Consider the following 26,804-nt stretch of genomic DNA (forward strand, 5'->3'; position numbering starts at 1 on the left):
GACACCAAGACATGGCCGCCATACCGCGCAAGAAAATCCTGGAGAAATTCCGCACGATGATCGCGGACGGCGCTCCGATCGTCGGCGGCGGTGCCGGCACCGGCCTCTCGGCCAAGGCCGAGGAAGCCGGCGGCATCGACCTGATCATCATCTACAATTCCGGCCGCTACCGCATGGCCGGGCGCGGCTCGGCCGCCGGCCTGCTCGCCTATGGCAACGCCAACGAGATCGTCAAGGAGATGGCCTACGAAGTGCTGCCGGTGGTGAAGAAGACGCCGGTGCTGGCCGGCGTCAACGGCACCGATCCCTTCGTCATCATGCCGCTGCTTTTGGCCGAGTTGAAGACGATGGGCTTTTCCGGTGTGCAGAACTTTCCGACCATCGGCCTGTTCGACGGCCAGATGCGGCAGAGTTTTGAAGAAACCGGCATGGGCTTCGGGCTCGAGGTCGACATGATCGCCGAGGCTCACAAACTCGACCTGTTGACCACGCCCTATGTCTTCAACCCCGACGAGGCGCGCGCCATGACAAAAGCCGGCGCCGACATCGTCGTCGCCCATATGGGGGTGACCACCGGCGGCTCGATCGGCGCGACATCGGCTAAATCGCTGGACGACTGTGTCAGCGAGATCGACGCCATCGCCGAAGCGGCACGCTTGGTGCGCGAGGACATAATCCTGCTTTGCCATGGCGGGCCGATCTCGATGCCGGACGACGCCAAATATATTCTCGAGCGCTGCAAGGGCCTGCACGGTTTCTATGGCGCCAGTTCGATGGAGCGGCTGCCGGCGGAAGCCTCGATCGCCAGGCAGACGGCGGAATTCAAGGCCGTCACGTTCGGCGCTGCGTAGAGACCGGCAAAAAGAAGGGTGGGACGATGACCGGCAACAACAAGGTATTCGTATATCCAAAAGACGTCAGCGCCTTCGGCTTCGACTGGGGCAGGCTGTCGCTGACGGTCGCTCCCGAAGTGAACGGCGCAAAGCGATTTTCCGGTGGTGTCGTGGACCTGCCGTCAGGCAAAGGCCATACGCGTCATAACCATCCGGGTGCGGAGGAGATCATCTTTGTCATCTCAGGCGATGGCGAGCAGATGGTCGAAGACGAGAAAGGCAACCCGGTCGTCGAGAAAGTCGGCCCCGGCTGCACCATCTATGTGCCGGAAAGCCGCTTCCACTCGACGCTCAATACCGGCGACGGGCCGATGCAGCTTTTCGTCGTCTATTCGCCGGCTGGGCCGGAATTGGGGTTGCGGGAGTTGCCGGATTTCAGGTTGATCCCGCCGGGCGGGAAGTGAGATAGAAGCGCCTAACCCACACCCCTATTCCAGCCCCTGCCCCGATCGCCGAACATGACGTAGCCGGCATCGGTCACCGCCACCGTATCCTCCAGCTTGATGAAGCCGCGCGTCGGGTGGAGCATGGTCGTCTCGACCGAAAGCACCATGTTCTTCTCCAGCGGCTTTGCGGCATAGGTGCCTTCATAGGTCACTGGATGGTTGGTCATCAGGAACGGCGCTTCATGCGTGATCAGCCCCATGCCATGTGCGAAGAAATCGGTATACGGCGCAACCTTCGACTTCTTCAGAACGCCTTCGGCATGAGAAATCATGTCACCGCCCAGCGTGCCCGCTTTGACCTTGGAGAAGGCCGCCTGCTGCACTGTTTCGATCTCAGCCAGCAGATCCTCGAGTTCGGCGTCAGGCTCGCCCAGCACGCCCATGCGGCAGAGGTCGCCGATATAGCCGTGGTAGTTGCCGCCGGAGTCGATCGACATCACCTCGCCCTTTTTCCACGCCTGCGGCGAGGCGGCACGGTTGTGGCTGGAGCCTAGCGTCAACAGGCAATATTCGAAATGCGCGCCGCGATTGGTCTCCTCGCGCCTGAGCTGTTCGATGATCTCGCTCTTGGTCGTGCCTTCGCGTGCCCAGCCGATGGTCGCCAGCATTGAATCGGTGATCAGCTCGGAGGCGATGCGCAGCTTCTCCAGCTCGGCCTCGGTCTTGATTGCCCGCATGCGCTCCAGCACGTCAGTCGCATCGATCAGCTTGGAATCCGGCAGCGCGTTGCGGATCACCATATAGGCGTCGGACGGCAGGAAGGCGGGCTCGATGCCGATGCGGGCATTGCCTTTGCCGATCTTTCGCAAGTGCTCGACCGCCAGATTGGCGGCATCGAGCGTGCCCCAGCAGGCGGCATGCAGTGTCGGCGTCCAGAACGGATGGTTCTGGTGCTCGCCGCCCTCCATGCGGTTGCCGATATAGGCGGCATGCTCCGGCCCACCTTTCTCATAGACGACGACAGGCAGATAACGGCTGTGGCCGATTGCATCCATGGCGGCGAAAAAGATGAACTTGTAGCCGCCAAGCAGATATTGCGTATTGTGCTTGGAGGTGGCGAGCAGCACGTCGATGCCGGCCTCCTCCATCAGCCCGTCCACCCTGGCCTGGTCGAACGGCACGCTGCCGACGGCATTCTTGCCTGGGGCAATGTTCATGTCTCTCTCCCTGAAATCCCTTGGCCGGCCGCTCGCCGGCACCGGCTTTTCCGGCTCTGATCCTCGGCTATGCTTAAATCTGCATCATTTTGCCCGATCTGGTCCAGCCAGAATGGCGAACCAGCTCCAAAAGCTGCTCCACCTGCTGCACTTCACTCCAGTCTGGTCCTGCCAGAACCGCGCATCGAACCGTTTCTGTACAACTGGTCCAGCGGACGGAAATTTCAAAGCCACGTAGAGATGCGCCAATTCCGTCTTTGGCGAAACCCCGCACAAGGCCCATAATCGCCTTTGCGGGATGCTCACGAGCGTCCGAGGGGGTACGGCGCACCCGGCCGGGTCGCGGAGAGGACGGAGTTCGAGCATGCCAGAGTTCACCATTTCCAGACGTACGATGCTTGCGGGTTCGGCATTGCTGCTGGCCTCTACCGCGATGCCGACGATCGGCTGGGCGCAGACGCCGAAAAAGGGCGGACGACTGGTTGTCGCCGCTGATTCCGAGCCGCGCAATCTCAATCCGGCGATTGTCGCCTCGAACGGCGTCTTCTTCATTTCGAGCAAGATCGTGGAAACCTTGGCCGAGGCCTCCTTCGGCGGCAAGGACGGGCTCGATCCGCGCCTGGCGCTCAGCTGGGAGGGCGCCGCCGACGGCCTGTCGGTGACGTTCAAGCTGCGCGAGGGCGTCAAATGGCACGACGGCAAACCCTTCACCTCAGCCGATGTCGCCTTCTCGGCGCTGCAGGTCTGGAAGCCGCTGCAGAATCTCGGCCGCACCGTGTTCAAGGATCTGGAGGCGGTCGACACGCCGGACGAGGCAACCGCCGTGTTCAAATTCGCCAAGCCGACACCGTTCCAGCTGATCCGCAACGCCCTGCCGGCGCTGAGCAGCGTGGTGCCCAAGCACATCTACGAGACCGGAAAGATCGAGGACAACCCGGCCAACAACGCCCCGGTCGGCACCGGACCGTTCAAATTTGCCGAATACAAGCCCGGCGAATATTACCGGCTGGAGAAGAACACCGACTATTGGGGCAAGGACGAGCCCTATCTCGACGAGATCATCTATCAGGTGCTGCCCGACCGCACCTCCGCCGCAAGCGCACTCGAGGCCGAAGAGATCCAGCTCGCCGCCTTCTCCGCCGTGCCCCTGGCCGATCTCGACCGCATCTCCAAAGTGCCCGGCCTCAAGGTGATCACCAAGGGTTATGAAGGGCTGATCTACCAGCTCGTCGTCGAGATCAACCATCGCCGCAAGGAGCTGGCCGACCTGAAAGTACGCCAGGCGATCGCTCACGCCATCGACAAGGATTTCGTCGTCAAGACGGTCTTCCTTGGCTATGCCGCCGCCGCCACTGGCCCGGTGCCGAAAAACGACCCGCAATTCTATACCGCCGACGTGCCGACCTACGCCTTCGACGTCGCCAAGGCCAACGCCTTGCTTGACGAGGCCGGCTACAGCCGGGGCGATGACGGCAAGCGCTTTTCACTGAGATTGTTGCCGGCGCCCTACTTCAACGAAACCAAGCAGTTCGGCGACTATCTGCGCCAGGCGCTCGCCGCCATCGGCATCGACGCCCAGCTGGTCAACAACGACTCTGCCGCGCACATCAAGGCTGTCTACACCGACCACGCCTTCGACCTTGCGGTTGGGCCGCCGGTGTTCCGCGGCGATCCTGCGATCTCGACCACCATCCTGGTGCAGAGCGGCATTCCCGACGGCGTGCCCTTCTCCAACCAGGGTGGCTACAAGAACGCCGATCTCGACGCCCTGATCGCCAAGGCATCGGAGACGCTCGACACCGCCGCCCGCACCGAACTCTACAAGGAGTTCCAGAGAAAAGTTGCCGCCGACCTGCCGCTGATCAACGTCGCCGAATGGAGTTTCATCAGCGTCGCCCGCGACACGGTCAAGAACATCGCCAACAACCCGCGCTGGGCGGTATCGAACTGGGCGGACACCTATTTGGAATCGTGACACTATTGCGCGGATGAAAATTCGCAGCGAAATCTGTGTAGAAACTTGGTCAAAAGCCGAGTTCCTGCACACCCCCCTCTGTCCTGCCGGACATCTCCCCCGCAAAGGGGGAGATTGGCTGGCCGCAATGTCGGCTTATTTGCCTGCTGCGTTGAAGATTGGCGAAATCGCTGATGACATCCGATCTCCCCCCTTGAGGGGGAGATGTCCGGCAGGACAGAGGGGGGTGCTCAGGCGCGGCATTTCTCTTGATCGGCGCATCGCCAAGCAGACGACGCCGCCGTGAGCCGCGCTCTCACCCTCCTTCGCCGTCGTCTCGTCGGCAGCATCTCCGTGCTGCTGATTGTCGTCATCGGCACCTTCCTGTTGCTCGAAGCCGCTCCCGGCGACGCGGTCGATGCCTACATCGTCTCGACCGGTGGCGACGCCGGCATGATCGAGCTGTTGCGTCACCGCTGGGGGCTCGACCAGTCAGAGCTGACACGGCTCGCCAATTATCTTTGGGCGCTGCTGCATCTCGATCTCGGCCAATCGGTCAGCTTTTCGCGGCCGATCCGCGACGTCATCCTCGAGCGCCTGCCCAACACGCTGCTGCTGATGGGCAGCGCCACTGCGCTCTCCTTCGGTCTCGGTTCGGCGCTCGGCATCTATGCCGGCGCCAGACCCGGCAGCTTCCGTGATCGCTTCCTCTCCATCGGTTCGCTGGCGCTCTATGCCGTGCCGGGCTTCTGGCTCGGGCTGGTGCTGATCATCGTCTTCGCCGTCGACCTGCGCTGGTTTCCGATCGGCGGCATCGAGAGTATCGTCTCGGCCAGGACTGGCCTCGACCGCGCCGCCGATATCGCCCGCCATCTCGTCCTGCCGGTTTCGGCGCTCGGCTTCATTTATCTCGCGCTCTATCTGCGCATGATGCGCGCCGGTATGGCCGAGGTGTGGCGACAGGACTTTGTGCTGGCCGCCCGCGCCAGGGGACTTTCCCGCCGTCGCATCGTGCTCGCTCACGTCGCCCGTAACGCGCTGTTGCCGCTGGTCACCATGCTCGGCCTGCAGTCCGCGCAAATGCTGGGCGGCAGCGTCGTCATTGAAAGTGTCTTTTCCGTGCCAGGCCTTGGCCGGCTGGCGCAGGAAGCAGTGGCCGCGCGCGACACCCCGTTGCTGCTCGGTATCATTCTCGTCAGCGCCGTTCTGGTCGTCATCATCAACCTTCTCGTCGACATCGCCTACGCCTTCCTCGATCCGCGCGTCGGGGCCAGTGAGGCCGGCGCGTGAGCCCGCTTCGCCGCTTTCTCGGGATGCCGGAAGCGATCGCCGGCGCGGTCATCCTGGCGGCGCTGTTTGCCGTGGCGCTTGCCGCACCTTTGTTCTTTCCCGGCGATCCGCAGGCGATTGCCGGGCCGGCATTGCTGCCGCCATTCCAGGACTGGTCGCTGCCACTCGGCACCGACCGCCTCGGCCGTGACGTGCTTGCCGAGCTCTTCCATGGCGCCCGCACCTCGCTGGCGGTCGGGCTGGCAGCGGCAGCCGCCGCCCTTGCCGTCGGCGCCGTAATCGGCACGGTGGCCGGTTTTGCCAGCGGCCTTGTCGACGAGGTGCTGATGCGCATCACCGACGCTTTCCAGACCGTCCCAGCCTTCCTGCTGGCTTTGGCTTTCGTCAGCATCGTCGGGCCGTCGCTCGGCGTCGTCGTCGCGGCAATCGCGCTGAGCGCCTGGACCGGACCGGCACGCGTGGCGCGGGCCGAAGTGCTGTCGATCCGCGAGCGCGATTTTGTTGCCGGCGCCCGCGTCATCGGCATGCATCCGCTGGAGATCGCCTTTCACGAGGTGCTCCCCAACGCGCTGCCGCCGGTAATGGCTTTGTCGTCGGTGATCGTCGCCGCGGCGATTCTCACCGAAGCGGCATTGTCCTTTCTCGGCCTCGGCGATCCCAACCGCGTTACCTGGGGCGGCATGATCGCCGAAGGCCGCGCCGTGCTGCGCACCGCGCCCTTCCTGTCGATCCTTCCTGGCGTAGCGCTCGTGCTGACCGTGCTTGGCGTCTATCTCGCCGGCGAAGGCGTTGTCGAGACGACCGCGGTGAGGAGGAGCCTGTCGTGACGGCGCTTGCTTCGATCCGCAATCTGACGGTGACCTATCGCCGCGACGGCGCCGAGGTGGCGGCGCTGAAGAATGTCGGCTTCGACATCACCGCCGGCGAGCGCTTTGCCATCATCGGTGAAAGCGGTTCGGGCAAGAGCACGTTGGCGCTGGCCGTTGCCGGGCTGCTGTCGGCCACCGCCAGGATCGAAGGCCGCATCGATTGGCTCTTGCGCCCGCCGCCGACGGGACGCCAACCTGCAAGTCTTCGCGACCATGCTCCAATCGGCGGCCGTGACATCGGCTTCATCTTCCAGGATCCATCTGCGAGCCTCGACCCGGTGATGCCAATCGGCAAGCAGATCGCTGAGGTCGCCTACACGCATCTCGGCCTTACTTGGTCGCAATCTTACGCAAGGGCAAAAACCCTGCTCGAGCGCGTCCGCCTGCCCGATCCGGACGCCGCCCTGCGCGCCTACCCACATCAGCTCTCAGGCGGCCAGAAGCAGCGCGTGGCGATCGCCGCTGCGATTGCGGCCGGGCCGAAACTGCTGATCGCCGACGAGGCGACCAGCGCGCTGGACACCATCGTGCAGGCCGAGATCGTCGGGCTGATCCGGCGACTGGTGGCCGAGGACGGTATGACGCTGCTGTTCATCAGCCACGACATTGCGCTGGCCGCTGAGCTTGCAGAGCGTATTGCCGTGTTCCGGCACGGCGAACTGGTCGAGCTGGGTTCGACGGCGCGGGTGGTCGATGCGCCGGGGCACGCATACACAAGGGCGCTGCTCGACGCCAATCTCGGCCTCGACGCCGAGCCGCTGCTGCAGCGAACATGACCAGTCCTCTGCTGGCCGTTTCCGGCCTGACCAAACGATACGGTCGCGGCGGCAAGATCATCGCCGCGGTCGACGACGTTTCCTTCCACATCGAACCCGGCGAGACGCTGGCGCTGGCCGGACTTTCCGGCAGCGGCAAGTCGACGATAGCTCGGCTCATACTGCGGCTCATCGAAGCCGACGCTGGCCAGGTCGAATTTGAGGGCAGCGATTTCCTGTCGCTGAACGGCGCTGCCTTGCGCGACCGGCGCGCTCGTCTGCAGATGGTGTTTCAGGATCCGCTCGCCGCCTTCAACCCGCGCGCCACGGTGGCGCGTGTGCTCGACGACCCCTTGCGCATTCATCACATCGCCTCTCGTGCTGAGCGCCCGCGCGGTATTGCCGCTCTGCTGGAACGCGTCGGCCTCAGCCCCGGTCTCGCCGGCCGCGCCATTCACGAAATCTCCGGCGGTCAGCGCCAGCGCGTTGCAATCGCGCGCGCCATCGCCACGAAACCGTCGCTGGTCGTGCTCGACGAGGCCGTGTCGGCGCTCGACGTTTCGGTGCGCGCGCAGATCCTGCGGCTGCTGCTCGACCTTCAACGCGAGAAGCGCATCGCCTATCTGTTCATTTCGCACGATCTCGGCGTCGTCCGTGCCATCGCCCACCGCATCGCCATTCTGGACGCCGGGCGGATTGCCGAGAGCGGCGATGCCCGCACCGTCATCGACGCGCCGCAATCCGCGGTCGGCAAGGCGCTGGTGGCGGCAGCGCCGAGACTGTCAAGGATCGAACAGGACGCATCATGACCGACGCCGAAGCCCGAGCCGAAAAACTGTCGCGCGAACTCGATTCCGCCTTCCGCAACCGCGCCGATCTCTATCGTCTGTTGCTCGACGAGCTAACCGCGGAAGTGGGCGCGGAAAAAGCCGAGGCAATCATGATCCGCACCATCGAACGGCGCGGCAGGGAGGTTGCGGCCGCGGCCTTCGCCGATTTCGGCCCCAACGACGCACCGGCGATCGGCGAGGCGTTCCTGGCCGTCAGTCCGGATGGCGGCCGCATGTATCCTACCGACGTCGAACGCGGTCCGGACCGCATCGCCTTCAAGGTCAGGCGCTGTCCGCTGAAGGACGCCTGGGTCGAGGCCGGCATCGGCGACGAAAAGCTCGCCACGCTCTGCCGCATCGCCGGCGCCTTCGATCGTGGGCTGTTCGAGGCCACCGGAGTGCGCTTCGACAACGTCAACTGGACGCCGGGCCATGGTTCCGGCTGCTGCCACATCGCCTTGGCCAACCGGGATGCCGGTTAGAGCTGCAGCTCGAGCCATGTCGGCGAAGAAGTAGAGTTCCGTTCCGTTGGGCAGCGCGGAGTCAAAAAAACCCGGCGCCATAAGGCAAGCGGGTGTTTTGATGTGTGCATCGCAAGGAATTGGTGCCGGGGCCGGCGGCGTCTTTGTAGGTTCATGGCTGTCGCCTCAAGCCACGGCAATCAAATCAATCCGAGATTTTGTCGGATTGCGGCATTCTTGTTCGTCTTCTGTAGGGAGAGTTCCTGGAGGTGAATTATGAGCGAACTGCCGGTGGTCAAAACGCGACGCAAAGGCAAACACCTTACGCAGAGCATGCTGATCCCAACCGAGAAAATGGTCGCTGACGAGCTGCGGGCTGCTCGACCTGGCCACTTGTCGGATCTTGCAGAGTTACGACGTAAGCTCGCGGTAAAATACGGAGCAGACGCCTGCTGCCCAGTGACTGTGCGGCGGCACTTGGTGCATATCAGTCAACACGGCAGCGCGCCCTTTTGGCGCGTCGTAAATCCCGATCGGCCATTCGCCCGACGGATGAGAGGTGGATCGGAACACATACGCGAAAGATTGGCCGCGGAATGCTAAGTGTCCTGTTGCCGTACTTCAGCGCATACGAAAACGGCCCGCACAAGGCGGGCCGTTTTCGAATTTGGTTGCGGGGACAGGATTTGAACCTGTGACCTTCAGGTTATGAGTTTGCTCCGGAGTGTTTTCGCCACAGTAGCCACCGCCTCGCAATCGCGCGAAATTTTCCTATAACTATTTGTTTACGTTGACTTTAATTCACGGGAAGACTACGCTACCTTTCGATAGGAGACGCTCTGATTTCTTCCCAAATGATTCCTATTTGATTCCGGAGATTCCGGCGTTCACGAGGTGTTCCATGGCCAAGATCACGAAACGTTCCGTCGATGCCGCGGTCCCCGGAGACAAGGAATTTTTCATCTGGGATGACGAGATGAAAGGCTTCGGCCTGCGGGTCTACCCGTCCGGTCGCAAGATGTATCTAGCTCAATTCAGAGCGGGCGGACGGCTGCGCCGCGTCAACGTCGGTCTTCATGGTGCCCTCACCCCAGACCTCGCGCGCACCGAAGCGATGAAGCACCTTTCCCAGGTGCGCCTTGGAGGCGACCCGGCCAGCGATCGGGACCGCCGGAAAGCGTCGCCGACGATGAAGGAGTTCGGCAAGCGTTTCCTCGCCGAGCATGTCGCTCTTCACTGCAAGCCCTCGACCTATGGCGAGTACGAACGGTCTGTCGATTTGTTCATCAACCCAAAGCTGGGGTCGCGTCGCATCATCGACGTTACCCGCGCAGACATCGTCGGCCTTCATCAATCCATGAAGAACATTCGTTATCAGGCAAACCGTACCCTCGGCGTCCTGTCAATCATGTTCACCGTCGCACACACGTGGGGCGTGCGCACCGATGGCGTGAACCCGTGCTGGAAGGTGAAGCGCTACAAGGAGGTCAAGCGCGAGCGCTATCTAACGCCGGAAGAACTCGCCCGACTTGGCAAGGTGCTACGTGAAGCCGACGCGGAACCCGGAGCCGTCAACTGCATCCGACTTCTTCTGCTGACCGGATGCCGGCTCGGCGAAATCCAGACCCTCAAATGGGACTACGTCGACCTCGAGGTTGGCGTCCTTCGGCTGCCCGATTCCAAGACGGGCGCGAAGCTGGTGCCGATCGGCAAAGCGGTTATTGAGGTGCTGAAGTCCATACCAACGGTGAAGGGAAATCCCTACGTCATACCCGGCAAGGTCGAGGGACAGCATCTCACCGATATGCAGAAGCCGTGGCGTCGGCTACGCAAGCGTGCCAACCTGGACGATCTGCGCATCCACGACCTTCGTCACTCCTTCGCCTCAGATGCCCTGCAACTCGGCCAGGACCTGACAATGATCGGAAAACTGCTCGGCCATACACAGATGCAGACCACGGCTCGCTACGCTCATCTCAAGACCGACCCGATCAGATCGGCCGCCGACACCGTGTCCGAAGCAATCGCGCTCGCCCTCGCCTGCCCACCCAAGAACGACCAAAAGGACGAGGATATCGCGGCGTAAGTCTGTTCCTCTTCGGCGCACGCGCAGCCTACATCGCGCCCGGCCGGATCTTCTAGTGCCCCTTCCGCGGGATGAACCCCACATGCTCACCCAGCTGGGCCGTATCGCCAGCAAGGCGATCGGCGTGGTTCACCTGTTGCCCGTCGATTGTTTGTTAGGCGCATTCCGGTTGAGGAGAAGGAACACTTATCCGATCTGGCGACATTGCTTGCAGACTCCCCTAGAATGCCTCACACCAGGAATCTGAAAATATCGTAAGAAAAATAAAGATAGCTGGGGTTCTGGATACGCATCGAACTTTCTGCATAGCCCCGCATACAGATTTGCGCACTCTTTTTGACGCCATGAGGTCAAACGGCTCGCCGTGTTGAGCATTCTGTCCATCCGGGAGCAAGGAAAGCCGGACACCGCGCAGGGGCGGGAGTCAGAAGAGGATTGCCCCTCAGAGACAATTGATTCAGCAAAAACAGCCCTTTAGAGAGCCGCCATCTCAGCCATGAGTACCACTCGGGTGTGCTACTACCGAACTGGAGATACAGACTGCTATATCGCTTGTGAACGACCGCAAAAGCGTCAAATCGGTCGTGGGCGCCAGCGCCCGACGTCGGCCTGCCCTATTGATCGGCGGCGGACGTCAAACCCGCTCCAGCGCGATCGCGATACCCTGGCCGACACCGATGCACATGGTGGCTAAAGCCAGCTTGCCGCCGCGCTCGCGCAGTTCGAGCGCCGCCGTCCCGGTGATGCGAGCGCCCGACATGCCGAGCGGATGACCGAGCGCGATCGCCCCGCCGTTGGCGTTGACATGCTCCGCCTTCTCGGAAATTCCGAGATGGCGGAGCACGGCAATGCCTTGGGAGGCGAAGGCTTCATTCAATTCGACGACATCGAATTGCTCCGGCATCAGGCCGAGACGGGCGCAAAGCTTCTTCGTGGCCGGCGCCGGGCCGATGCCCATGATGCGCGGCGCCACACCGGCGACGGCACCCCCGAGGATACGGGCGATCGGCGTCAGGCCATGCTTCCTCGCCGCTGCTTCCGATGCGATGATCAGCGCGGCGGCGCCGTCATTGACGCCGGAAGCGTTGCCGGCGGTCACCGTGCCGCCCTGCCGGAACGGCGTCGGCAATTTTGCCAGCGCCTCGACCGTTGAGCCCGCGCGGGGATGCTCATCTTTACTGACAACGAGCGCATCGCCCTTGCGCTGCGGGATCGTCACCGCAGTGATTTCCTTCGCCAGCCGGCCATTCGCTTGTGCCGCGACCGCCTTGTCCTGGCTGCGCACGGCAAAGGCGTCCTGGTCGGCGCGCGATACGGAAAAATCCTCAGCGACGTTCTCGCCGGTCTCCGGCATCGAATCGACGCCATACTGCTTCTTCATCAGCGGATTGACGAAGCGCCAGCCGATGGTGGTGTCGTAAATCTCGGCGTTGCGTGAAAATGCCGTGTCGGCCTTGGGCATGACGAAGGGCGCCCGGCTCATCGATTCGACGCCGCCCGCAACCATCAGTTCCGCCTCGCCGGCCTTGATGGCTCTAGCTGCGATGGTCAATGCATCCATGCCGGAGCCGCACAAGCGATTGACCGTCGAGCCAGGAATCTCCTTCGGCAGTCCGGCCAGCAACAGCGCCATGCGCGCCACGTTGCGGTTGTCCTCGCCGGCCTGGTTGGCGCAACCATAGACGACGTCGTCGACCGCCTGCCAGTCGATGCCGGGACTGCGTTCGACCAGCGCCCTCAGGGGTATCGCGCCGAGGTCGTCGGTGCGCACCGAAGACAGCGAACCGCCGAAACGGCCGATCGGCGTGCGGATGTAGTCGCAGATATAGGCCTCGGCCATGTCATGCAGCCTTTGCTTTTCCGGTTCCCTCATGGGCCGCCTTGGTGCGGGCCTGCAGGTCGCGCAATGTCTTGAGTTCGAGTTCGCTTGGCGCCGGCGTTTCGTCAAGCGTATCAGTGAACTTAACCACCCAGCCACAGCTCTCCTGCACCTGCTGGCGCGTGACGCCGGGATGCAGCGACACCACGGTGAATTCCTTGCTCACCGGATCCGGCTTCCAGATGGCGAGATCGGTGATCAGCAAGGTCGGGCCTGATGTCTCGATGCCAAGCCGTTTGCGATGATCGCCGCCCTCGCCATGGCCGAAGGAGGTGAAGAAGTCGATCTTTTCGACCATGCCGCGCTTGGTCTGCGCCATGGTGATGTAGATCTCCTTCGACGACGTCGCGATCTCCGGCGCGCCGCCGCCGCCGGGCAGCCGGGTCTTGGGATGAAAATAGTCGCCAATGACCGTCGTGTTGATGTTGCCGAACTTGTCGAGCTGCGCCGCGCCGAGGAAGCCGATCGAGATGCGGCCGCCCTGCAGCCAATAGCGGAACATCTCCGGCACCGCGACGGTGGTGACCGCGGTCTCGCACAATTCGCCGTCGCCGATCGACAGCGGCAGCACGTCGGGCGCCGTGCCGATCGTACCGCTCTCGTAGATCAAGGTGATGTCAGGCGCGTGTGTCAGCCGCGCTACATTGCAGGCAGCGGACGGCGCGCCGATGCCTACGAAGCAGACATCGTCATTCCGCAGCGCACGACTGGCGGCGATCGTCATCATCTCATTGGGGGTGAAGCCCAAGGGAGTCTGATCGTCGCTCATGCAGCTTTCCTCAGATGCTCTACACGGGCCGCGAAATCGTCGGCGCTCTTCTCGATGACGTTTGCCTGCATCCACGCCCGGAATTTGTCACGGTCGGCAGCGATCTCGTCCCATTCGAGATAGGCGGCATTGTCGCGCGCATAGTAGCCATGCGCGTAGGACGGATGCGAGCCGCCGGGCACGACGGAAATCGCCGCGATCGTCCAGCGCGGCAGCACGGTCAGGTTGGGGTGCAGATCGTTGAAATTGTCGACCACTTCCTCGACCGTCACCACCGCCCGTTTGGCCGCCAGCACGGCTTCCTTCTGGATGCCGATAATGCCCTCGACCAGTACATTGCCCTTCCTGTCAGCCTTCTGCGCATGGACGAAGGTGACGTCTGGCCGGATCGAAGGAACGGCCGCCAGCACCTCGCCGGTGAACGGACAAGAGACCGACTTGATGTTCGGATTGACTGTCGCCAGCCCGGCGCCGCGATAGCCGCGAAACACCGCGCAAGGCAGACCGGCAGCACCTGCCTCATAGGCGTTGGCCATGCCGGCATGGCTGTGCTCCTCGACATCGAGCGCGCGCGGATAACCGTTCTCGATGGCATCGCGGGCGCGCCGCAGCAGGCCGACGCCGGGATTGCCGAGATAGGAAAAGATGATCTTCTTCGCCATGCCCATGCCGATCATCTGGTCGTAGATCAGGTCCGGCGTCATGCGGATCAAAGTCAGGTCGCGAAACCCCTGGCGGATCGCCTCATGCGCCGCCGCCGTCGGGATCAGATGGGTGAAGCCCTCGAAGGCGACCATGTCGCCATGGTTCAGGTTCTCCGCAACGGCCTGTTTTAGCGGCAGGAACTTGATCATCGTGGAATACTCCGGAAATTCGACAAAAGTTCGCATTACGTTCGGGACAAGAACCCTCGAGGATCGACAAGATGAGGGCTTCTTCCGGAATCCGGACTGCCGGAAGCCGATCCCATCAGCTAGCTGACTTCGCACCTGCCACAAGGCACATAGCTTCGCACCCGCCCGCAGATACCGGTCAGCTTGCCGAGATACTTGAGTCCGCTGCCTCAAGTGCCAAGTTTGCCGCCTGACCCCAGGTAATCGTTGAGCGCTTCGTCCAAAGCGAAGCGAAGTCTTTTGACAATCTGGTCGATCTGCGACTCCGTCGAGATCAGAGGGGGAGCAAGCGCGATGGCGGTCCCGAGCGAGCGGCAGACCAGCCCCTTCTGGAACGCCCGGTTCTGGATATTTAAGCCGAACTGCATCTCGGCGGGAAAAGCTTCGCGAGTGGCCTTGCTCTTGACGATTTCAACGCCCCACATGAGGCCCACGCCGCGCACCTCTCCCACCAGAGGATGACCTTCAAGCGATCTCAGCCCCTCCCCCAGCCGCTTTCCGAGCTCCGGCACGGCATCGATAATCCCATCGTCATGATAGATACGCAGCGCTTCGAGCCCTACTGCACAGGCGACCGGATGCGCACCGTAGGTGTACCCATGGCCAAAAACACCGATCTTCTCGCTCTGCTCGCGCATGACTTGGTAGATTGGCTCGCTTAAAAGGATCGCTGATAGCGGCATGTAGGCAGCTGTGAGTGCCTTCGCGCAGGTTATGATGTCGGGCCGCATCTCGAAAGTCTGGCTCCCCCACCATGAGCCCGTTCGGCCGAAGCCAGTGATTACCTCGTCGGCAACGAGTAGGACATCATGCTTGCGCAAGACCTCCTGAATGCGAGCGAAATAGGTTTTAGGGGGAATTACAACTCCGCCAGTTCCCATGGCCGGCTCCGCGAAAAAAGCGGCTACCGTGTCCGGTCCTTCGGCTACGATAAGATCTTCCAGCTCCTTGGCCAGACGACTCGCGAAATCCTCCTCGCTCTCTCCAGGCAGACCGTCGCGATAGAGGTGAGGACAGGATACGTGTAGAAACCCGTCCAATGGTAGATTGAAGTCGCGGTGAATGTGCGGAAGGCCAGTCAAACTAGCAGAAGCAACGGAAGTTCCATGATAAGATCGCTTGCGCGCAATCATTTTCTTTTTGTTAGGCATTTGTTTTGCGTTGAAATAATACCACGCAAGTTTAATGGCCGTGTCGTTTGCCTCAGAGCCTGAACTCTGAAACAGCACTTTGGACATCGGCACGGGCGAAATCCTAAGTAGTTGTTCGGCCAGCAAGATCGCGGGTTCAGTGGAACGATGAGCGAAGTTTTGGTAGTATGGCAGTGTGCTTAGTTGCCTCGCGGCCGCCTCGACAAGGCGCTTCTCGCTCATTCCGAGAGCGGCACACCATAGGCCGCTCATCCCTTCAAGGTATTGGCGTCCCTCGTCATCATAGACATAGGCGCCCTCGCCGCGTGCCATCACTACCGGCCCGACTGTCTCGTGCAAAGCAAGGTTGGTTTGAGGGTGGATCTGGCTGAATACATCGCGCCTGTGGAGCGAGTTGTGTGTCATGCTTCGAGTTCCTAGCGTGTGATCTGTTGGACTAGCCTTGCGTCTTGCCGCGTTCGGGTTTGACGAATTGCGCTGCGATCAGAGCCACAATCGAAAGTGTGACCAGCAGCGAAGATATTGCCGCGACTGTCGGATCCACCTGGTCACGTATGTTGGCGAACATGCGCTTGGTGAGCGTTGATGTCGCGCCGCTCGAAATGAAGAGCGAGACGACAACCTCGTCGAAAGAAGTAACGAATGCGAACAGCATGCCTGACAGCACGGCGATTCGGATCTGCGGCAATGTCACCGTCATGAACGCGCGCAATGGCGAAGCGCCGAGGCTGCGGGCGGCACGCTCCTGGTTGGTGTCGAAGCCTGCCAGGCCGTTGCCGACGGCGATGACCACGAACGGGATTGCCAAAGTGGTATGCGCTAGAACTAAGCCGGTCAGAGTGTTGTTGAGGCTAAGTCGTGCATAAACAAAGAAAGCACCGATGGCCACGAAGATGAGCGGCACCATCATTGGCAGCATCAGCATGCCGCGCACGATCGCGTTCAGACTTCCCACGCGCTTGTAAAGTCCGTAGCTGGCGAGTGTGCCCAGGATCGTTGCCAGAAGTGTTGTGGTCGACGCGACCTTGAGCGATACGACGGCCGAGCGCAGCCATTCGTCGGAGGAGAAGAATGCCTGGTACCATCTGAGGCTCCAGCCACGCGGCGGAAACTCCAGATATTGGGAATCGGAGAAGGACAGAGGGATGATGATCAGGCAAGGAATGACGAGAAACCCCATCACCAAAGCTACCAGAAGGTAGAGCCAAAAGCGTTGAGCGTGAGTGACCTGCGTTGAGGAGGCGGGACGGCTCAGCATCATCGTTCTCCGACCGAGGTGCCGAGGCGCTCGACGCCCCGTTTCATCAACCACAGTATGAGGCCGGTGACGACGAGCAGCGCCACGCTCAACGCGCTCGCCGCGCCCCAGTTGGCGAACTTGGCGACGGCATCGGCGATCTGGGTGGACCACATCGCAACTCGCCCACCGCCAAGCAAAGCCGGCGTCAGGTAGAACCCGAGACAAAGCACGAAAGTCAGCGCGGCCCCCGCACCGAGGCCCGGTGCCGACAGCGGAAGGAAAACCTGCCGAAAGGCCTGCGCCGGCGATGCGCCGCAATTGGCGGCCGCCCTCAGATAGTCAGGATCGATCGCGCGCATCGAGGAGTAGAGCGGCAGGATCAGGAACGGTAGCATGATATGCACCATGCCGATCACCGTGCCGGTCAGGTTGTTGACCAGCGGCAGGGAGTCGCTGATCAACCCGAGTTGCTTCAACCATGTGTTGATGATGCCTTCCCGCTGCAGAAGGACGAGCCAGGCATAGGTCCTGACCAGAACCGAAGTCCAGAACGGCAGAATGATGAAGACGAGCAATATTTGAGCCGTGCGCTGCGGCAACTGCGACAGCAGATAGGCGACAGGGTAGCCAAGAAGGACGCAGAAGCCAGTCACCAGCAGCGAAACTTTGAAGGTACTGAGAAAGCTGTTGACGTAGGCGGGTCTCAGCAGACGGGCGTAATTCTCTGCTGAGAGCGCCCCCGAAGCATCAAATAGCGACAGCCAGGCAAGCCACGAAAATGGCACCACGAGTATGATGACAATAAGAAGCATTGCCGGTACAGACAGCCCGATCATCGCCAGTTGGTGGCGCCGTTGGTTGTCACCGAGCAGACCGATATTGAGCGGCCGCGTGTCAACTGCTGCCGCGGTCATGCCGAGGTTTCCTCCACCAAAACGCTGGCCTCCGGCTTCAACCACAAAGTCAGCGTCTGGCCGGGTTCGGGCAACGGGGTGCTTTCCGTCGGCGCGCGGCGGATCGATATCTCATGGTCTCCCGGCAGCTTCAGCGAGATGGAATGGCTATCACCGCGATAAACCACATCGACGACCACTCCCTCAACGCGGTTGTCGTGCTCCTCATCGCCATACCAGCAGAGACGCTCCGGTCGTACTACGAGCCACTGTTTCTCAACCGCGGAAGGCGACTGTGCGAGCTTCAGCGGGCGGCCCGCAAAATGATAGCCCCTGCTGTTCTTGGTAACGGGCAGCATGCGAGTTTCCCCCATGAAGCTCGCGACGAAGTGGCAATTGGGCCGGTCATAAATGTTCTGCGGCGTATCGAGCTGCACAATCCTGCCGTTGCGCAGCACTGCGATACGGTCCGACATCGTGAGCGCCTCCTGCTGGTCGTGGGTGACATAGACGGTCGTCATTCCGAGCCTGAGATGCAGGCGCTTCAACTCAATCTGCATGTGTTCGCGAAGGTTCTTGTCGAGGGCGGAAAGCGGCTCATCCATCAAAAGCAGCCTAGGCTCGAAGACGATTGCCCGAGCCAGAGCCACGCGCTGCTTTTGGCCTCCGGACAACTCGGTGATCCGCCGTGCAGACAAATGTCCCATTTGCACGACATCGAGCGCCTGCTTGACGCGATCGCGGATGTCCGATGGCACTGTCTTTCGCAGCTTCAGCGGATAAGCGACGTTGTTGAAGACATCCATATGCGGAAAGAGGGCGTAGTTCTGAAATACCATGCCGAGGTCGCGCCTGTGCGGCGGCTTGGCGATGAATTCGACTCCGTCGACCATCAGGCTGCCGCTGTCGGGGCGCTCGAAGCCGGCAATGACGTTCAACAACGTAGTCTTGCCCGATCCGGACGGGCCGAGAAGCGTCACGAACTCGCCCGGATCGATATCTAACGATATGTCATCAAGCGCCTTGAAGATTCCATAGGACTTATGGATCTGCCTTATCGAAACTGCGCCCGATTTCATCGCAACACACTGGTTAGAGTTTGATCGTCAGTTGGACATCAGGAGACTGTAGTCCTCATTGACTTTGCTAAGGTTGTCGCGCCACCAGTTGGCATCGATGAATACCTGTTTGTTCCGGTTTTCGGGTGACATGTTGGACTTGACCAACACATCGGGCGAGAATTTGCCAACCTTGAAGGCCAGATCGTTGGTCGGGCCGTAGTAGGGCATCATCTCGGGGATCCGAGCCTGAATTTCAGGAGCGACCACGCCCGAGATAAACTTCTGAGCCGACGCGACGTGCTTCGACCCCTTGAGGATGGCGAGACAGCCATAGCCGAGGACACCGTCCTGGTAGGTGAATGCCACCGGCGCCCCGTCGGCGATCACGCTCGCTACACGGCTACGCCAAATGGCCAACATGTCGACTTCCTTGTCCTTGATCAATTGCGCCGACTGAGCGCCCGATGACCACCAAACCGCGATGTCTGGTTTGATTTCCTTCAGCCGCTCGAGCGAAAGCTTGGTATCAAGCGGATAAAGCGAGTCCTTTGCAACGCCAGCACCGAGCAAGGATATCTCCATGGTCTCGGCGGGCAAGTTGCCGAGTGCGCGACGACCAGGGAAAGCCTTCACGTCCCAGAAATCCTTCCAGCTCGTGGGATGCTTGTCTTTGTAGACGTCCGTCCGCCAGGCCAGAACGACGGAATAGGTGTTGGTGGCTATCCAGTGCTCGCCATACGCCTTCTTGTCGAAGCCCTCTGTCTTGATGACGTTGAAATCCAACGGCTCGAACAGACCTTCCTTGCCGCCGACCGAGCACTCATCGGCGCCCATGTGGACCACGTCCCATGTCGGCGTTCCGGACTGCACCTGAACGCGCACCGACGCCAAGCCATCGTGGGTTTCCTCCGACAATTGCACTCTGGCTGCATCGGCTGCCGGTTGCCACAGAGTTGCCCGGAGGTCCTTTTGGAGATTGCCACCATATCCGGCAATCGTCAGCGTTTCACCGGCTGCGAGTGCGCCAGAGGCCATGAAAAGTGCGGTTGCCGCACCAACCATGATCGCGATTGCGAGGCGTTTCAATTGCATGGTGTTCTCCCTTTGATTGAGCGGTGCCACCTCACGGCCGACTTCCGTGGTCTCGTGCGCGGCAAGATCGACAAGACGCCTTAGTCGTGGCAATCTAGTTGATGAAATGAACTATCTGGTTTACGTTGTCAACTAAATTTCCACCAACCTTTTTGCTCCATTTAATCAAGGCCGACCATGAACAGACCAAAACACAGCCTCACCAGCGCTCCTTCTTCCTTTGATCTCGAGCAGGCGGCCGCCAGTCGGGGCCAGCCCAATCGTGCCGGGCGGGACTTGTATGACCATACCCCGGCGGCCGATATCAGGGATCTCTTCTCATTCGAGCTTCAGCGGCTGGCCGGCTTGTCGACGCGCATCGCAACCTTGTCGATCCGGCCGAAATATGGATTGACCACCCGGGAATGGCGTGCCCTTGCCGTGCTGAAATACTTAGGGACGGTGCCGCTGCAGGAGCTTGCCAAGCACACAGGCCTGCTCAAGAGCCAGATGAGCCGCACAGTTTCGGGCCTTATCGACAGGGGCTATATCCAGAAAGCCGCCAATCCTGGGGACGGCCGCAGCATCTTGCTTCGTCTCAGCCCCGAGGGCCTGAACCTTTCGGAGCGGGTCCTGGACGACTCCTTTGAGCGCAACGAGCAGATGCTGGCGGCGCTAAGCAATGCCGAACGGCAGATGCTGGTCGAACTGATGCGACGCGTCATCCGCACCAGCTCGACCTACTTCCACGATCTCAAGCAGCAGGCCACCCAGTCCGACCTCGATCAGTTGGATGAGCAATAGCGCAATCCCGATTTATGGTTGACTGAGTGAACGATATAGTTCACAAGGACAACCAACTTTGAATGGGCTTCGCCGTGAATCCAGCCGTCGTGATATGTGAATGTTTCGCCCGGGACGGCTTGCAGCATGAGCCTTTGGCCATGCCGACGCGCGCCAAGATCGAGATTATAGACGCCATCACCGACGCAGGGTTTTCCCGCATCGAGGCGACCAGCTACAGTCATCCGGCGCAGGTGCCGGCATTCGTAGACACTTCGGATGTTCTGAAGGGGATCGGGCGGCGCGAAGGCGTTTCCTACAAGGCCACATGCCCGAACCAGAAGGCGGTCGAGCGGGCACTAACGGATCGCGCTGCAGGCTATGGCGCAGAGGAGATCAGCCTGCTCGTTTCGGCGACGCAGGCGCATACCGAGCGCAATTTGCGCACGACGCGCGAGCGGCAATGGCGCAACGTCGCCGAGATGGCGACGCTGGCCGGCGAGCAGTTTCGCCTGATCGGCGTCGTCTCGATGGCGTTCGGATGTTATTTCGAAGGGAGGGTCGACCAGGCTTCGGTGGTCGAGGACATCGCGCATTTCGCCTCGATCGGCGTGCGCCATGTCACGGTGGGCGATACCACCGGGCATGGCACGCCTTCATCGGTTCGTCGGCTGTTCGAGCGCATTGGCCGCGATGTGCCGCAGGTGACGGCGATTGCGCATTTCCATGACACCCGCGGAACCGCTTTGGCCAATTGTGTTGCCGCCTATGAGGCTGGTTGCCGCTGGTTCGACAGCGCGCTTGGCGGCGTCGGCGGACACCCGGCGCAGATCCAGTATGGCGAAGGCTACACGGGCAATGTCGCGACCGAGGATTTGGTCAATCTGTTTGAGGCTGAGGGCATCGATACCGGCCTCAATCTCGATCGTCTGATCCAAGCCTCGCAGCTGTGCGAGAAGGTGCTTGGACGTCCGTTGCAAAGCCGGGTAGCCCGCGCCGGCTACGGCTTTCTCAACTAGGAGATGGGGATGGGGCAGACCACGCAAACTCCGGTGCTGATCGTCGAGGATCGCGGTCCAATACGTATCGTCCTCCTCAACCGCCCCGACAAGCTCAACGCGCTCGACACCGAACTGACGCAGGCACTGCATGATGCGTTGGAAGCGGCTGATCGCGACGCCAACGTGCGCGCGATCGTGTTGACTGGTGGCGGACGCGCCTTCTGCGCCGGCGCAGACCTGTCGGAGTTCAAACACCTGACCCCTGCTAACCAGGACCTTGTGGAGCAGAGGGCGGACCTCACCTGCCGCACCCAGGCGATGATGCAGAAGCTGTCGAAACCGATCGTCTCGGCCGTGCGGGGTGCCGCAGTCGGCGGCGGCGCCGGCCTCGCCATAGGCTGCGACATGATGGTGGCGGGCACCGATCTCAAGTTCGGCTACCCCGAACTCAGGCACTCCATCGTTCCGGCATTGGTGATGACCGGCCTGCAGCGCTCGCTGGGGCGCAAGGCCGCCTTCGAGATGATCACCCTCGGCAGGCTGATCGGCGCCGAGGAGGCGCTGACGCTGGGGCTTGCCAATCGCGTGGTCGAGCCGGATCAGGTGGTCGAGGCGGCCGTGGCGATCGCCGAACAATGGGCGTCGGCCAATCCGCGCGCGATGGCGGCGGTCAAGTCTCTTTACTACCAGGTCGCCGACCTTCCCTATGACGAGGCGATGGCGGCCGGACGGGACGTCAATGCCAGGATGCGTGCCTTCAGTGACGACAAGGCATGAAGCCGCTCGAAGGCATACGCATTCTTGATTTCTCCAGGGTGCTGGCGGGCCCGATGGCCACGCAGATCCTGGCCGAGATGGGCGCCGAAGTGACCAAGGTCGAGCGTCCGGGCACGGGCGACGAGTCGCGCGTCTTCGAGCCGCGCGTAGCCGGCGGCGAGAGCGCCTATTTCCTTGCCTTCAACCGGGGCAAGCGATCGCTGACGCTCAATCTGAAGTCGGTTGATGGACAGGAACTCGCAAGGCGGCTCGTCACTGCTTCGGACGTCGTACTCGAGAATTTCCTGCCCGGCGAAATGGAGCGCTTCGGCCTTGGCTACCACGGACTTGCCGGCCTCAATCCGGGCCTGATCTATGTTTCGAGCACCGGCTTCGGCCAGACCGGCCCTTATCGGGACCGCCCCGGTTACGACACGGTCTTCCAGGCGCTGTCCGGGGTCATGCACCTGACCGGCCATGCCGACGGCCCTCCGGCCAAGGCCGGGATACCGATCGCGGACATGAGCTCCGGCCTCTGGATCGCCATAGCCATACTGAGCGGACTGGTCGGCAGGGCAAGGAGCGGCAAGGGTTGCCGTGTTGACCTGTCGATGATGGACGTGCAGGCGAGCCTGCTGGCGCTGGCGGCCGCGCGGCTGTTCGCGCTCGACGACGATGTGACGCGCGCCGGAACCGAACATCCCGGCCGCGTTCCCTCCGCCGCTTTCGAGTGCCGGGACGGCGGCTGGCTGCATATCAGCGGAAGCGACCAGCATTGGTCAGCACTTTGCGCGGTGCTCGGGCTCGCCGAACTCGCCGCCGACCGAGCGCTCGACAAAAATGCCGGGCGCGTCGCCGAGCGTGAACGCGTGATGGCCGCCATGCGAACGGCGATGCTTCTCCACGATCGCGCCCTGCTAGCCGAGAAGCTGCGCTCGGCCGGCATTCCCGCCGGCGAGGTCAACACGGTCCGCGAGATCCTGGGCGATCCGCATATGAAGGCAAGAGGGATGGTCGGTGCCTTCGAGCATCCAAGCGCCGGCCGCGTCCCGGCTTTGCGCACGCCGGTGAGATATGAAGGTTTCGATGATCCTGATATCGGCGTGCCGCCCCAGCTTGGTGGCGACACCGACCGGATCCTGTCCGAGGAACTCGGGCTTGATGCCGCCGAGATCGACGCGCTGAAAATCGAAGGAGTGATCTGAATGAGCACATCCGCAATGGTCATCTGCCGGCGCGAGGGAGCCACCGCCCGCGTCGTGCTCAACCGGCCGGAAGCGCGCAATGCGCTGAACCTGCAGATGTGCATCGAACTGCGCCGCCTTTTCGAGGAGCTCGACGGCGACAGAGACATCAGGGTCGTGCTCATGGCCTCGATCGGCCCGGTCTTCTGTGCCGGGGCCGATCTCAAGGAGCGCGTCGACAAGGATGAACGCTGGGTGCTGGAGCGCCGCAGGGCCTCATTCGCGGCCTATGACGCCATCGCCCGCTGTACCAAGCCGGTCGTGGCCCTCACCCAGGGGCCGGTCGTCGGCTCGGGCGGCGAGATCCTGATGAGCTGCGATTTCGCCATCGCCTCCGAGAAGACGACCTTCCGCTTTCCCGAGCCGCAATGGGGTACGGTTGGCGCGACCCAGCGCCTGCAAAGGGTCATCGGCAGGATGCGGGCCAAGGAGCTGCTTTTCACCGGCCGCGTCATGCCCGTCGCGGAAGCCTATGAGCGCGGTCTGGTCGCCCGCGTCGTGCCGCACGACGATCTCGCAAGGGTCGGAGAGGAGGTCGCCGCGGCCATCGCGGCGGCGCCCGCGCTGGCGATCGCGCTCACCAAGCAGGCCGTCGATCTCGGCCATGAGACCGACCTTGCCAACGGCATCCGCATCGAGCTCGCGGCAATCGAGCGCTGCCTTGCCGATGGCGGCTGGCGCGACGGCATCGCCAAGTTCATTCAACAGACGGAGGCCGGGGTCGCTGATGGCGAAGGCTGATCTCGATCTGGAAGGTTTCTTTCCGCTCACCGTCGCCGAGGCGCTGCGCCGCACGGCGGCAACCGCTCCGGAGATCGAGGCGATCGTCGCCTCGGACGGACGCATCAGCTGGGGCGCGCTGGCCGACGAGGTCGGACGCGTCAGTGCGGGTTTTGCCGCCCAGGGCATCCGCAAGGGCGACCATGTTGGTCTGTGTCTGGGCAACTCCGTGCGTTGGATGACGATCTTCCTGGCGCTCGGTTCGCTTGGCGCCGTCACGGTGCCGATCAACACAAGGTTCGTCTCCAGCGAGATGGCCTATACGCTGCGCCAGTCGCGCGTCGGCACGTTGATCACCTGCGACCGGTTGTTCAAGATCGATCTCATCGCCATGCTGCGCGAGATTTGCCCGGCGCTCGACCGCCGTCTCCCGGACGCGGCCATGCCGGACCTGAGGCGGGTCATCGTCATCGGTGCCGACGTGCCGCCTGGCGCCGTTGGCTGGGATGCGATCGCGGATGCAGGCATGGCCGGCGCGGCGGCCATTCAGGCCTGTGATGCTGATGACCCCTTGCTCATCCAATACACGTCCGGCACCACCTCCTTTCCAAAGGGTGTGATGCTGACCCACCGCAACATGCTGGCCAATGCGTATTTCTCCGGCCTCAGAATGGGCCTGCGGCCGGCGGATCGGTTCCACAGCGCCCGGCCCTTCTTCCATGTCGCCGGTACGACCCTTTCAATCCTGTCGGTGCTGCAACACGCTGCCACTTTGGTCAGCATGGACCGCTTCGAAGCGGCGGAGGCGCTGCGCCTGATGGAAGGTGAGCGCTGCACGCATTTCTCCGGCAACGACACCATGGCGCTGATGCTGCTCAACCATCCAGACCGCGCGCGGCGCAAGCTCAGCCTGCGCGGCGCCTGGCTGGCGGCCTCGCCCACCATCGTGCGGCGGGTGATCGACGAGTTGGGCGCACACGAATGCGTCGTCGGCTACGGCCTGTCGGAAGCCTCTCCCAATGTTGCCCAATCCTGTTTTTGGGAACCGGAGGATGTCAGGGCGAGTGCCGCCATGCGGCTGCAGCCGGGCGTGAGAGTGCGCATCCGCAACAGTGACGGCAGCGATGCCGAGGCCGGCGAGAGCGGTGAAATCCTGGTGCGTGGCTGGAATGTCATGCTCGGCTATTTCGACAAGCCGAAGGAGACGGCCGAAGCGCTCGACCCGGACGGCTGGCTTGCGACTGGCGATCTCGGTTCGCTCGACGGAGCCGGCCGCCTGACCTTTCTCGGCCGCGCCAAGGAGATCATCCGTGTCGGAGGCGAGAATGTCTCGCCCGCAGATGTCGAGAACGTGCTGCACCGCCATCCGGCGATCCGGCAGGCCGCGGTCGTTGGCGTGCCCGAGGAGCGGCTGGTCGAGGTGCCCGCCGCCTTCGTCATCCTCAATGCCGGCCATTCGGCCGATCCAGAAGCCATCATGGCCTGGGCTAGAGGTGAGATGGCCGGGTTCAAGGTGCCGCGCCACGTGTGGATCGTCGACAGTTTCGAGGCCATCGGCATGACGGCCAGTTCCAAGGTCCAGAAGAAGCAGCTTGCCGCACACGCGCGCGGCCTGCTCGGATTGTGAGGAAGCGGTGCGGATCGAGACACAGGTCACGCGGCTTCTCGGCATTGATCTGCCGATCATCCAGGCCGGCATGTCCTGGGCCTCGTCGAATGCGGCTTTGCCGCTCGCCGTGTCGCGCGCAGGCGGCCTCGGCGTCATCGCGGCCGGTCCCATGTATCGCGACGACCTTGCCGAAACCATCGACCAGGTGCGGGCCGGAACCGACCGGCCTTTCGCGGTCAACCTGCCGCTCTATCGCAAGGGCGTGGACGAGATCATCGACCTGCTGGTCGAGAAACGCGTGCCCGTGCTGATCGCCTCCCAGGGCGGGCCGAAGAAATATATCGAGCGCTTCAAGGTGATAGGCACCGTCTGCCTGCATGTGGTGGCCGGTGCCGAGCACGCGCTGAAGGCCACTGATGCCGGTGTCGACGGGCTGATCGCGGTCGGCGGCGAGGCCGGCGGCCACCCGCCGCCGGAGCTGGTGTCGACGCTGGTGCTTGGCCGCGCCATAGCCAAGGCGGTTCCGGACATGCCGCTCATCCTCAGCGGCGGCTTTGCCGATGGCCGCGGTCTGGCCGCCGCCCTGGCGCTCGGCGCAGGCGCGGCGCAGTTCGGCACCCGCTTCATGCTCTCGTACGAGGCGAGACTGCACGATGCCTACCGGCAACGCCTGCTGGGCGCTTCCATCACTGACACGCTCGTCGTCGGCCGAGGCCTCGGCATGATCCGCGTGCTGCGTAACCGTTTCACCGAAACGATGAGCGAGGCCGAACATGCTGGCGCCGCGAATGAGGCGCGCCGCGCCATCTTCGCTGGCGCGACACTCAAGGCAGCCGCCTTCGACGGCGATATCGATCACGGCAAGCTGGAGGCCGGCCAGAGCGTCGGTCTCGTCGGCGATATCCTGCCTGCCGGCGACATCGTCCGCTCGATCGCCCGCGACTATGCGGCCGCCATCGCCGTGCTGCCGCAGCCAACAGAAAGCTAGAAGGG

At 62.4% G+C, this 26,804-nt stretch carries 26 protein-coding genes; 17 read left to right on the top strand and 9 right to left on the bottom strand.

Annotated features, from left to right (window positions below):
* Positions 1-11 precede the first annotated feature (11 nt).
* Together NKH21_RS08220 and NKH21_RS08225 are read left to right on the top strand one after the other, a co-directional pair.
* Positions 12-851 (top strand): phosphoenolpyruvate hydrolase family protein, encoded by an 840-nt coding sequence (locus NKH21_RS08220; protein WP_352671032.1) that lies wholly within the window; start codon positions 12-14, stop codon positions 849-851.
* Positions 852-877: 26 nt separating this feature from the next.
* Entirely contained in the window at positions 878-1,297 is a 420-nt protein-coding gene (locus NKH21_RS08225; protein ID WP_352864038.1) for a cupin domain-containing protein, read from the top strand.
* Positions 1,298-1,308: 11 nt separating this feature from the next.
* Here NKH21_RS08225 and NKH21_RS08230 read toward each other — a convergent pair whose 3' ends face one another.
* Positions 1,309-2,496, bottom strand: a complete 1,188-nt coding sequence (locus NKH21_RS08230) for a M24 family metallopeptidase (protein WP_352671037.1) — start codon at positions 2,494-2,496, stop codon at positions 1,309-1,311.
* A gap of 364 nt (positions 2,497-2,860) precedes the next feature.
* On the opposite strand from NKH21_RS08230, the gene NKH21_RS08235 reads away from it, so the two are divergent.
* The 8 genes from NKH21_RS08235 (at position 2,861) to NKH21_RS08270 (ending at position 10,741) form a co-directional block, all read left to right on the top strand.
* Positions 2,861-4,471, top strand: a complete 1,611-nt coding sequence (locus NKH21_RS08235) for an ABC transporter substrate-binding protein (protein WP_352671040.1) — start codon at positions 2,861-2,863, stop codon at positions 4,469-4,471.
* Positions 4,472-4,753: 282 nt separating this feature from the next.
* Positions 4,754-5,740 (top strand): ABC transporter permease, encoded by a 987-nt coding sequence (locus NKH21_RS08240; protein ID WP_352671043.1) that lies wholly within the window; start codon positions 4,754-4,756, stop codon positions 5,738-5,740.
* Positions 5,737-6,567 (top strand): ABC transporter permease, encoded by an 831-nt coding sequence (locus NKH21_RS08245; protein WP_352671046.1) that lies wholly within the window; start codon positions 5,737-5,739, stop codon positions 6,565-6,567. The genes NKH21_RS08240 and NKH21_RS08245 overlap by 4 nt, the downstream gene beginning before the upstream one ends.
* Complete coding sequence (locus NKH21_RS08250; RefSeq protein ID WP_352671047.1) at positions 6,564-7,385, top strand: ABC transporter ATP-binding protein; 822 nt, start codon at positions 6,564-6,566, stop codon at positions 7,383-7,385. The genes NKH21_RS08245 and NKH21_RS08250 overlap by 4 nt, the downstream gene beginning before the upstream one ends.
* On the top strand, positions 7,382-8,173 hold the full coding sequence (locus tag NKH21_RS08255) for an ATP-binding cassette domain-containing protein (RefSeq protein WP_352671050.1): 792 nt from the start codon (positions 7,382-7,384) through the stop codon (positions 8,171-8,173). Before NKH21_RS08250 ends, NKH21_RS08255 begins: the two co-directional genes overlap by 4 nt.
* Positions 8,170-8,676: an L-2-amino-thiazoline-4-carboxylic acid hydrolase gene (locus NKH21_RS08260; RefSeq protein WP_352864042.1), complete on the top strand. Its 507-nt coding sequence runs from the start codon at positions 8,170-8,172 to the stop codon at positions 8,674-8,676. The genes NKH21_RS08255 and NKH21_RS08260 overlap by 4 nt, the downstream gene beginning before the upstream one ends.
* Positions 8,677-8,931: 255 nt before the next feature.
* A complete protein-coding gene (locus NKH21_RS08265) occupies positions 8,932-9,258 on the top strand; it encodes a hypothetical protein (protein WP_352864045.1) in 327 nt (108 codons plus the stop codon).
* Between the two features lie 298 nt (positions 9,259-9,556).
* Positions 9,557-10,741 (top strand): tyrosine-type recombinase/integrase, encoded by a 1,185-nt coding sequence (locus NKH21_RS08270; RefSeq protein WP_352864047.1) that lies wholly within the window; start codon positions 9,557-9,559, stop codon positions 10,739-10,741.
* 634 nt (positions 10,742-11,375) lie between these two features.
* Here NKH21_RS08270 and pcaF read toward each other — a convergent pair.
* The 8 genes from pcaF to NKH21_RS08310 form a co-directional block, all read right to left on the bottom strand.
* Entirely contained in the window at positions 11,376-12,581 is a 1,206-nt protein-coding gene (pcaF, locus tag NKH21_RS08275) for a 3-oxoadipyl-CoA thiolase (RefSeq protein WP_352864049.1), read from the bottom strand.
* 1 nt (position 12,582) lies between these two features.
* Positions 12,583-13,389, bottom strand: coding sequence for a CoA-transferase subunit beta (locus tag NKH21_RS08280; protein ID WP_352864052.1), 807 nt, complete (start codon positions 13,387-13,389; stop codon positions 12,583-12,585).
* Entirely contained in the window at positions 13,386-14,243 is an 858-nt protein-coding gene (locus NKH21_RS08285) for a CoA transferase subunit A (RefSeq protein WP_352864054.1), read from the bottom strand. The genes NKH21_RS08280 and NKH21_RS08285 overlap by 4 nt, the downstream gene beginning before the upstream one ends.
* A gap of 209 nt (positions 14,244-14,452) precedes the next feature.
* A complete protein-coding gene (locus NKH21_RS08290) occupies positions 14,453-15,838 on the bottom strand; it encodes an aminotransferase (protein WP_352864057.1) in 1,386 nt (461 codons plus the stop codon).
* Between the two features lie 31 nt (positions 15,839-15,869).
* The gene (locus NKH21_RS08295; protein ID WP_352864059.1) at positions 15,870-16,691 is read right to left on the bottom strand and encodes an ABC transporter permease; all 822 of its coding nucleotides are present in this window, start codon (positions 16,689-16,691) and stop codon (positions 15,870-15,872) included.
* Positions 16,691-17,587: an ABC transporter permease gene (locus NKH21_RS08300; protein WP_352864061.1), complete on the bottom strand. Its 897-nt coding sequence runs from the start codon at positions 17,585-17,587 to the stop codon at positions 16,691-16,693. Before NKH21_RS08300 ends, NKH21_RS08295 begins: the two co-directional genes overlap by 1 nt.
* Complete coding sequence (locus tag NKH21_RS08305; RefSeq protein WP_352864064.1) at positions 17,584-18,645, bottom strand: ABC transporter ATP-binding protein; 1,062 nt, start codon at positions 18,643-18,645, stop codon at positions 17,584-17,586. The genes NKH21_RS08300 and NKH21_RS08305 overlap by 4 nt, the downstream gene beginning before the upstream one ends.
* Before the next feature lie 27 nt (positions 18,646-18,672).
* Positions 18,673-19,719, bottom strand: coding sequence for an ABC transporter substrate-binding protein (locus NKH21_RS08310; RefSeq protein WP_352864066.1), 1,047 nt, complete (start codon positions 19,717-19,719; stop codon positions 18,673-18,675).
* 276 nt (positions 19,720-19,995) lie between these two features.
* Between NKH21_RS08310 and NKH21_RS08315 the strand changes: the two genes are divergently transcribed.
* The 7 genes from NKH21_RS08315 (at position 19,996) to NKH21_RS08345 (ending at position 26,799) form a co-directional block, all read left to right on the top strand.
* The gene (locus tag NKH21_RS08315) at positions 19,996-20,502 is read left to right on the top strand and encodes a MarR family winged helix-turn-helix transcriptional regulator (protein ID WP_352864069.1); all 507 of its coding nucleotides are present in this window, start codon (positions 19,996-19,998) and stop codon (positions 20,500-20,502) included.
* Positions 20,503-20,564: 62 nt separating this feature from the next.
* Positions 20,565-21,500, top strand: a complete 936-nt coding sequence (locus tag NKH21_RS08320) for a hydroxymethylglutaryl-CoA lyase (RefSeq protein WP_352864071.1) — start codon at positions 20,565-20,567, stop codon at positions 21,498-21,500.
* Between the two features lie 9 nt (positions 21,501-21,509).
* Positions 21,510-22,259, top strand: coding sequence for an enoyl-CoA hydratase/isomerase family protein (locus tag NKH21_RS08325; protein ID WP_352864074.1), 750 nt, complete (start codon positions 21,510-21,512; stop codon positions 22,257-22,259).
* On the top strand, positions 22,256-23,443 hold the full coding sequence (locus tag NKH21_RS08330; RefSeq protein ID WP_352864077.1) for a CaiB/BaiF CoA transferase family protein: 1,188 nt from the start codon (positions 22,256-22,258) through the stop codon (positions 23,441-23,443). The genes NKH21_RS08325 and NKH21_RS08330 overlap by 4 nt, the downstream gene beginning before the upstream one ends.
* The gene (locus tag NKH21_RS08335; RefSeq protein WP_352864080.1) at positions 23,444-24,223 is read left to right on the top strand and encodes an enoyl-CoA hydratase/isomerase family protein; all 780 of its coding nucleotides are present in this window, start codon (positions 23,444-23,446) and stop codon (positions 24,221-24,223) included. It begins immediately after the preceding gene.
* The gene (locus tag NKH21_RS08340) at positions 24,210-25,829 is read left to right on the top strand and encodes an AMP-binding protein (protein ID WP_352864082.1); all 1,620 of its coding nucleotides are present in this window, start codon (positions 24,210-24,212) and stop codon (positions 25,827-25,829) included. The genes NKH21_RS08335 and NKH21_RS08340 overlap by 14 nt, the downstream gene beginning before the upstream one ends.
* On the top strand, positions 25,795-26,799 hold the full coding sequence (locus NKH21_RS08345; RefSeq protein WP_352864085.1) for an NAD(P)H-dependent flavin oxidoreductase: 1,005 nt from the start codon (positions 25,795-25,797) through the stop codon (positions 26,797-26,799). The genes NKH21_RS08340 and NKH21_RS08345 overlap by 35 nt, the downstream gene beginning before the upstream one ends.
* Positions 26,800-26,804 lie beyond the last annotated feature (5 nt).

Origin of the sequence: Mesorhizobium sp. M1329, assembly GCF_040318035.1 — a bacterium.
Classification (GTDB): Bacteria; Pseudomonadota; Alphaproteobacteria; order Rhizobiales; family Rhizobiaceae; genus Mesorhizobium.

What these genes read in the sequence shown, in the direction of transcription:
- NKH21_RS08220 (WP_352671032.1), top strand. Translation starts at nt 12, where the DNA reads ATGGCCGCCATACCGCGCAAGAAAATCCTGGAGAAATTCCGCACGATG.
- NKH21_RS08310 (WP_352864066.1), bottom strand. Translation starts at nt 19,719, where the DNA reads ATGCAATTGAAACGCCTCGCAATCGCGATCATGGTTGGTGCGGCAACC.
- NKH21_RS08335 (WP_352864080.1), top strand. Translation starts at nt 23,444, where the DNA reads ATGAGCACATCCGCAATGGTCATCTGCCGGCGCGAGGGAGCCACCGCC.
- NKH21_RS08340 (WP_352864082.1), top strand. Translation starts at nt 24,210, where the DNA reads ATGGCGAAGGCTGATCTCGATCTGGAAGGTTTCTTTCCGCTCACCGTC.
- NKH21_RS08320 (WP_352864071.1), top strand. Translation starts at nt 20,565, where the DNA reads ATGGGCTTCGCCGTGAATCCAGCCGTCGTGATATGTGAATGTTTCGCC.
- NKH21_RS08235 (WP_352671040.1), top strand. Translation starts at nt 2,861, where the DNA reads ATGCCAGAGTTCACCATTTCCAGACGTACGATGCTTGCGGGTTCGGCA.
- NKH21_RS08265 (WP_352864045.1), top strand. Translation starts at nt 8,932, where the DNA reads ATGAGCGAACTGCCGGTGGTCAAAACGCGACGCAAAGGCAAACACCTT.
- NKH21_RS08325 (WP_352864074.1), top strand. Translation starts at nt 21,510, where the DNA reads ATGGGGCAGACCACGCAAACTCCGGTGCTGATCGTCGAGGATCGCGGT.
- NKH21_RS08260 (WP_352864042.1), top strand. Translation starts at nt 8,170, where the DNA reads ATGACCGACGCCGAAGCCCGAGCCGAAAAACTGTCGCGCGAACTCGAT.
- pcaF (WP_352864049.1), bottom strand. Translation starts at nt 12,581, where the DNA reads ATGGCCGAGGCCTATATCTGCGACTACATCCGCACGCCGATCGGCCGT.
- NKH21_RS08295 (WP_352864059.1), bottom strand. Translation starts at nt 16,691, where the DNA reads ATGCTGAGCCGTCCCGCCTCCTCAACGCAGGTCACTCACGCTCAACGC.
- NKH21_RS08285 (WP_352864054.1), bottom strand. Translation starts at nt 14,243, where the DNA reads ATGATCAAGTTCCTGCCGCTAAAACAGGCCGTTGCGGAGAACCTGAAC.
- NKH21_RS08305 (WP_352864064.1), bottom strand. Translation starts at nt 18,645, where the DNA reads ATGAAATCGGGCGCAGTTTCGATAAGGCAGATCCATAAGTCCTATGGA.
- NKH21_RS08290 (WP_352864057.1), bottom strand. Translation starts at nt 15,838, where the DNA reads ATGACACACAACTCGCTCCACAGGCGCGATGTATTCAGCCAGATCCAC.
- NKH21_RS08300 (WP_352864061.1), bottom strand. Translation starts at nt 17,587, where the DNA reads ATGACCGCGGCAGCAGTTGACACGCGGCCGCTCAATATCGGTCTGCTC.
- NKH21_RS08225 (WP_352864038.1), top strand. Translation starts at nt 878, where the DNA reads ATGACCGGCAACAACAAGGTATTCGTATATCCAAAAGACGTCAGCGCC.
- NKH21_RS08270 (WP_352864047.1), top strand. Translation starts at nt 9,557, where the DNA reads ATGGCCAAGATCACGAAACGTTCCGTCGATGCCGCGGTCCCCGGAGAC.
- NKH21_RS08255 (WP_352671050.1), top strand. Translation starts at nt 7,382, where the DNA reads ATGACCAGTCCTCTGCTGGCCGTTTCCGGCCTGACCAAACGATACGGT.
- NKH21_RS08330 (WP_352864077.1), top strand. Translation starts at nt 22,256, where the DNA reads ATGAAGCCGCTCGAAGGCATACGCATTCTTGATTTCTCCAGGGTGCTG.
- NKH21_RS08230 (WP_352671037.1), bottom strand. Translation starts at nt 2,496, where the DNA reads ATGAACATTGCCCCAGGCAAGAATGCCGTCGGCAGCGTGCCGTTCGAC.
- NKH21_RS08280 (WP_352864052.1), bottom strand. Translation starts at nt 13,389, where the DNA reads ATGAGCGACGATCAGACTCCCTTGGGCTTCACCCCCAATGAGATGATG.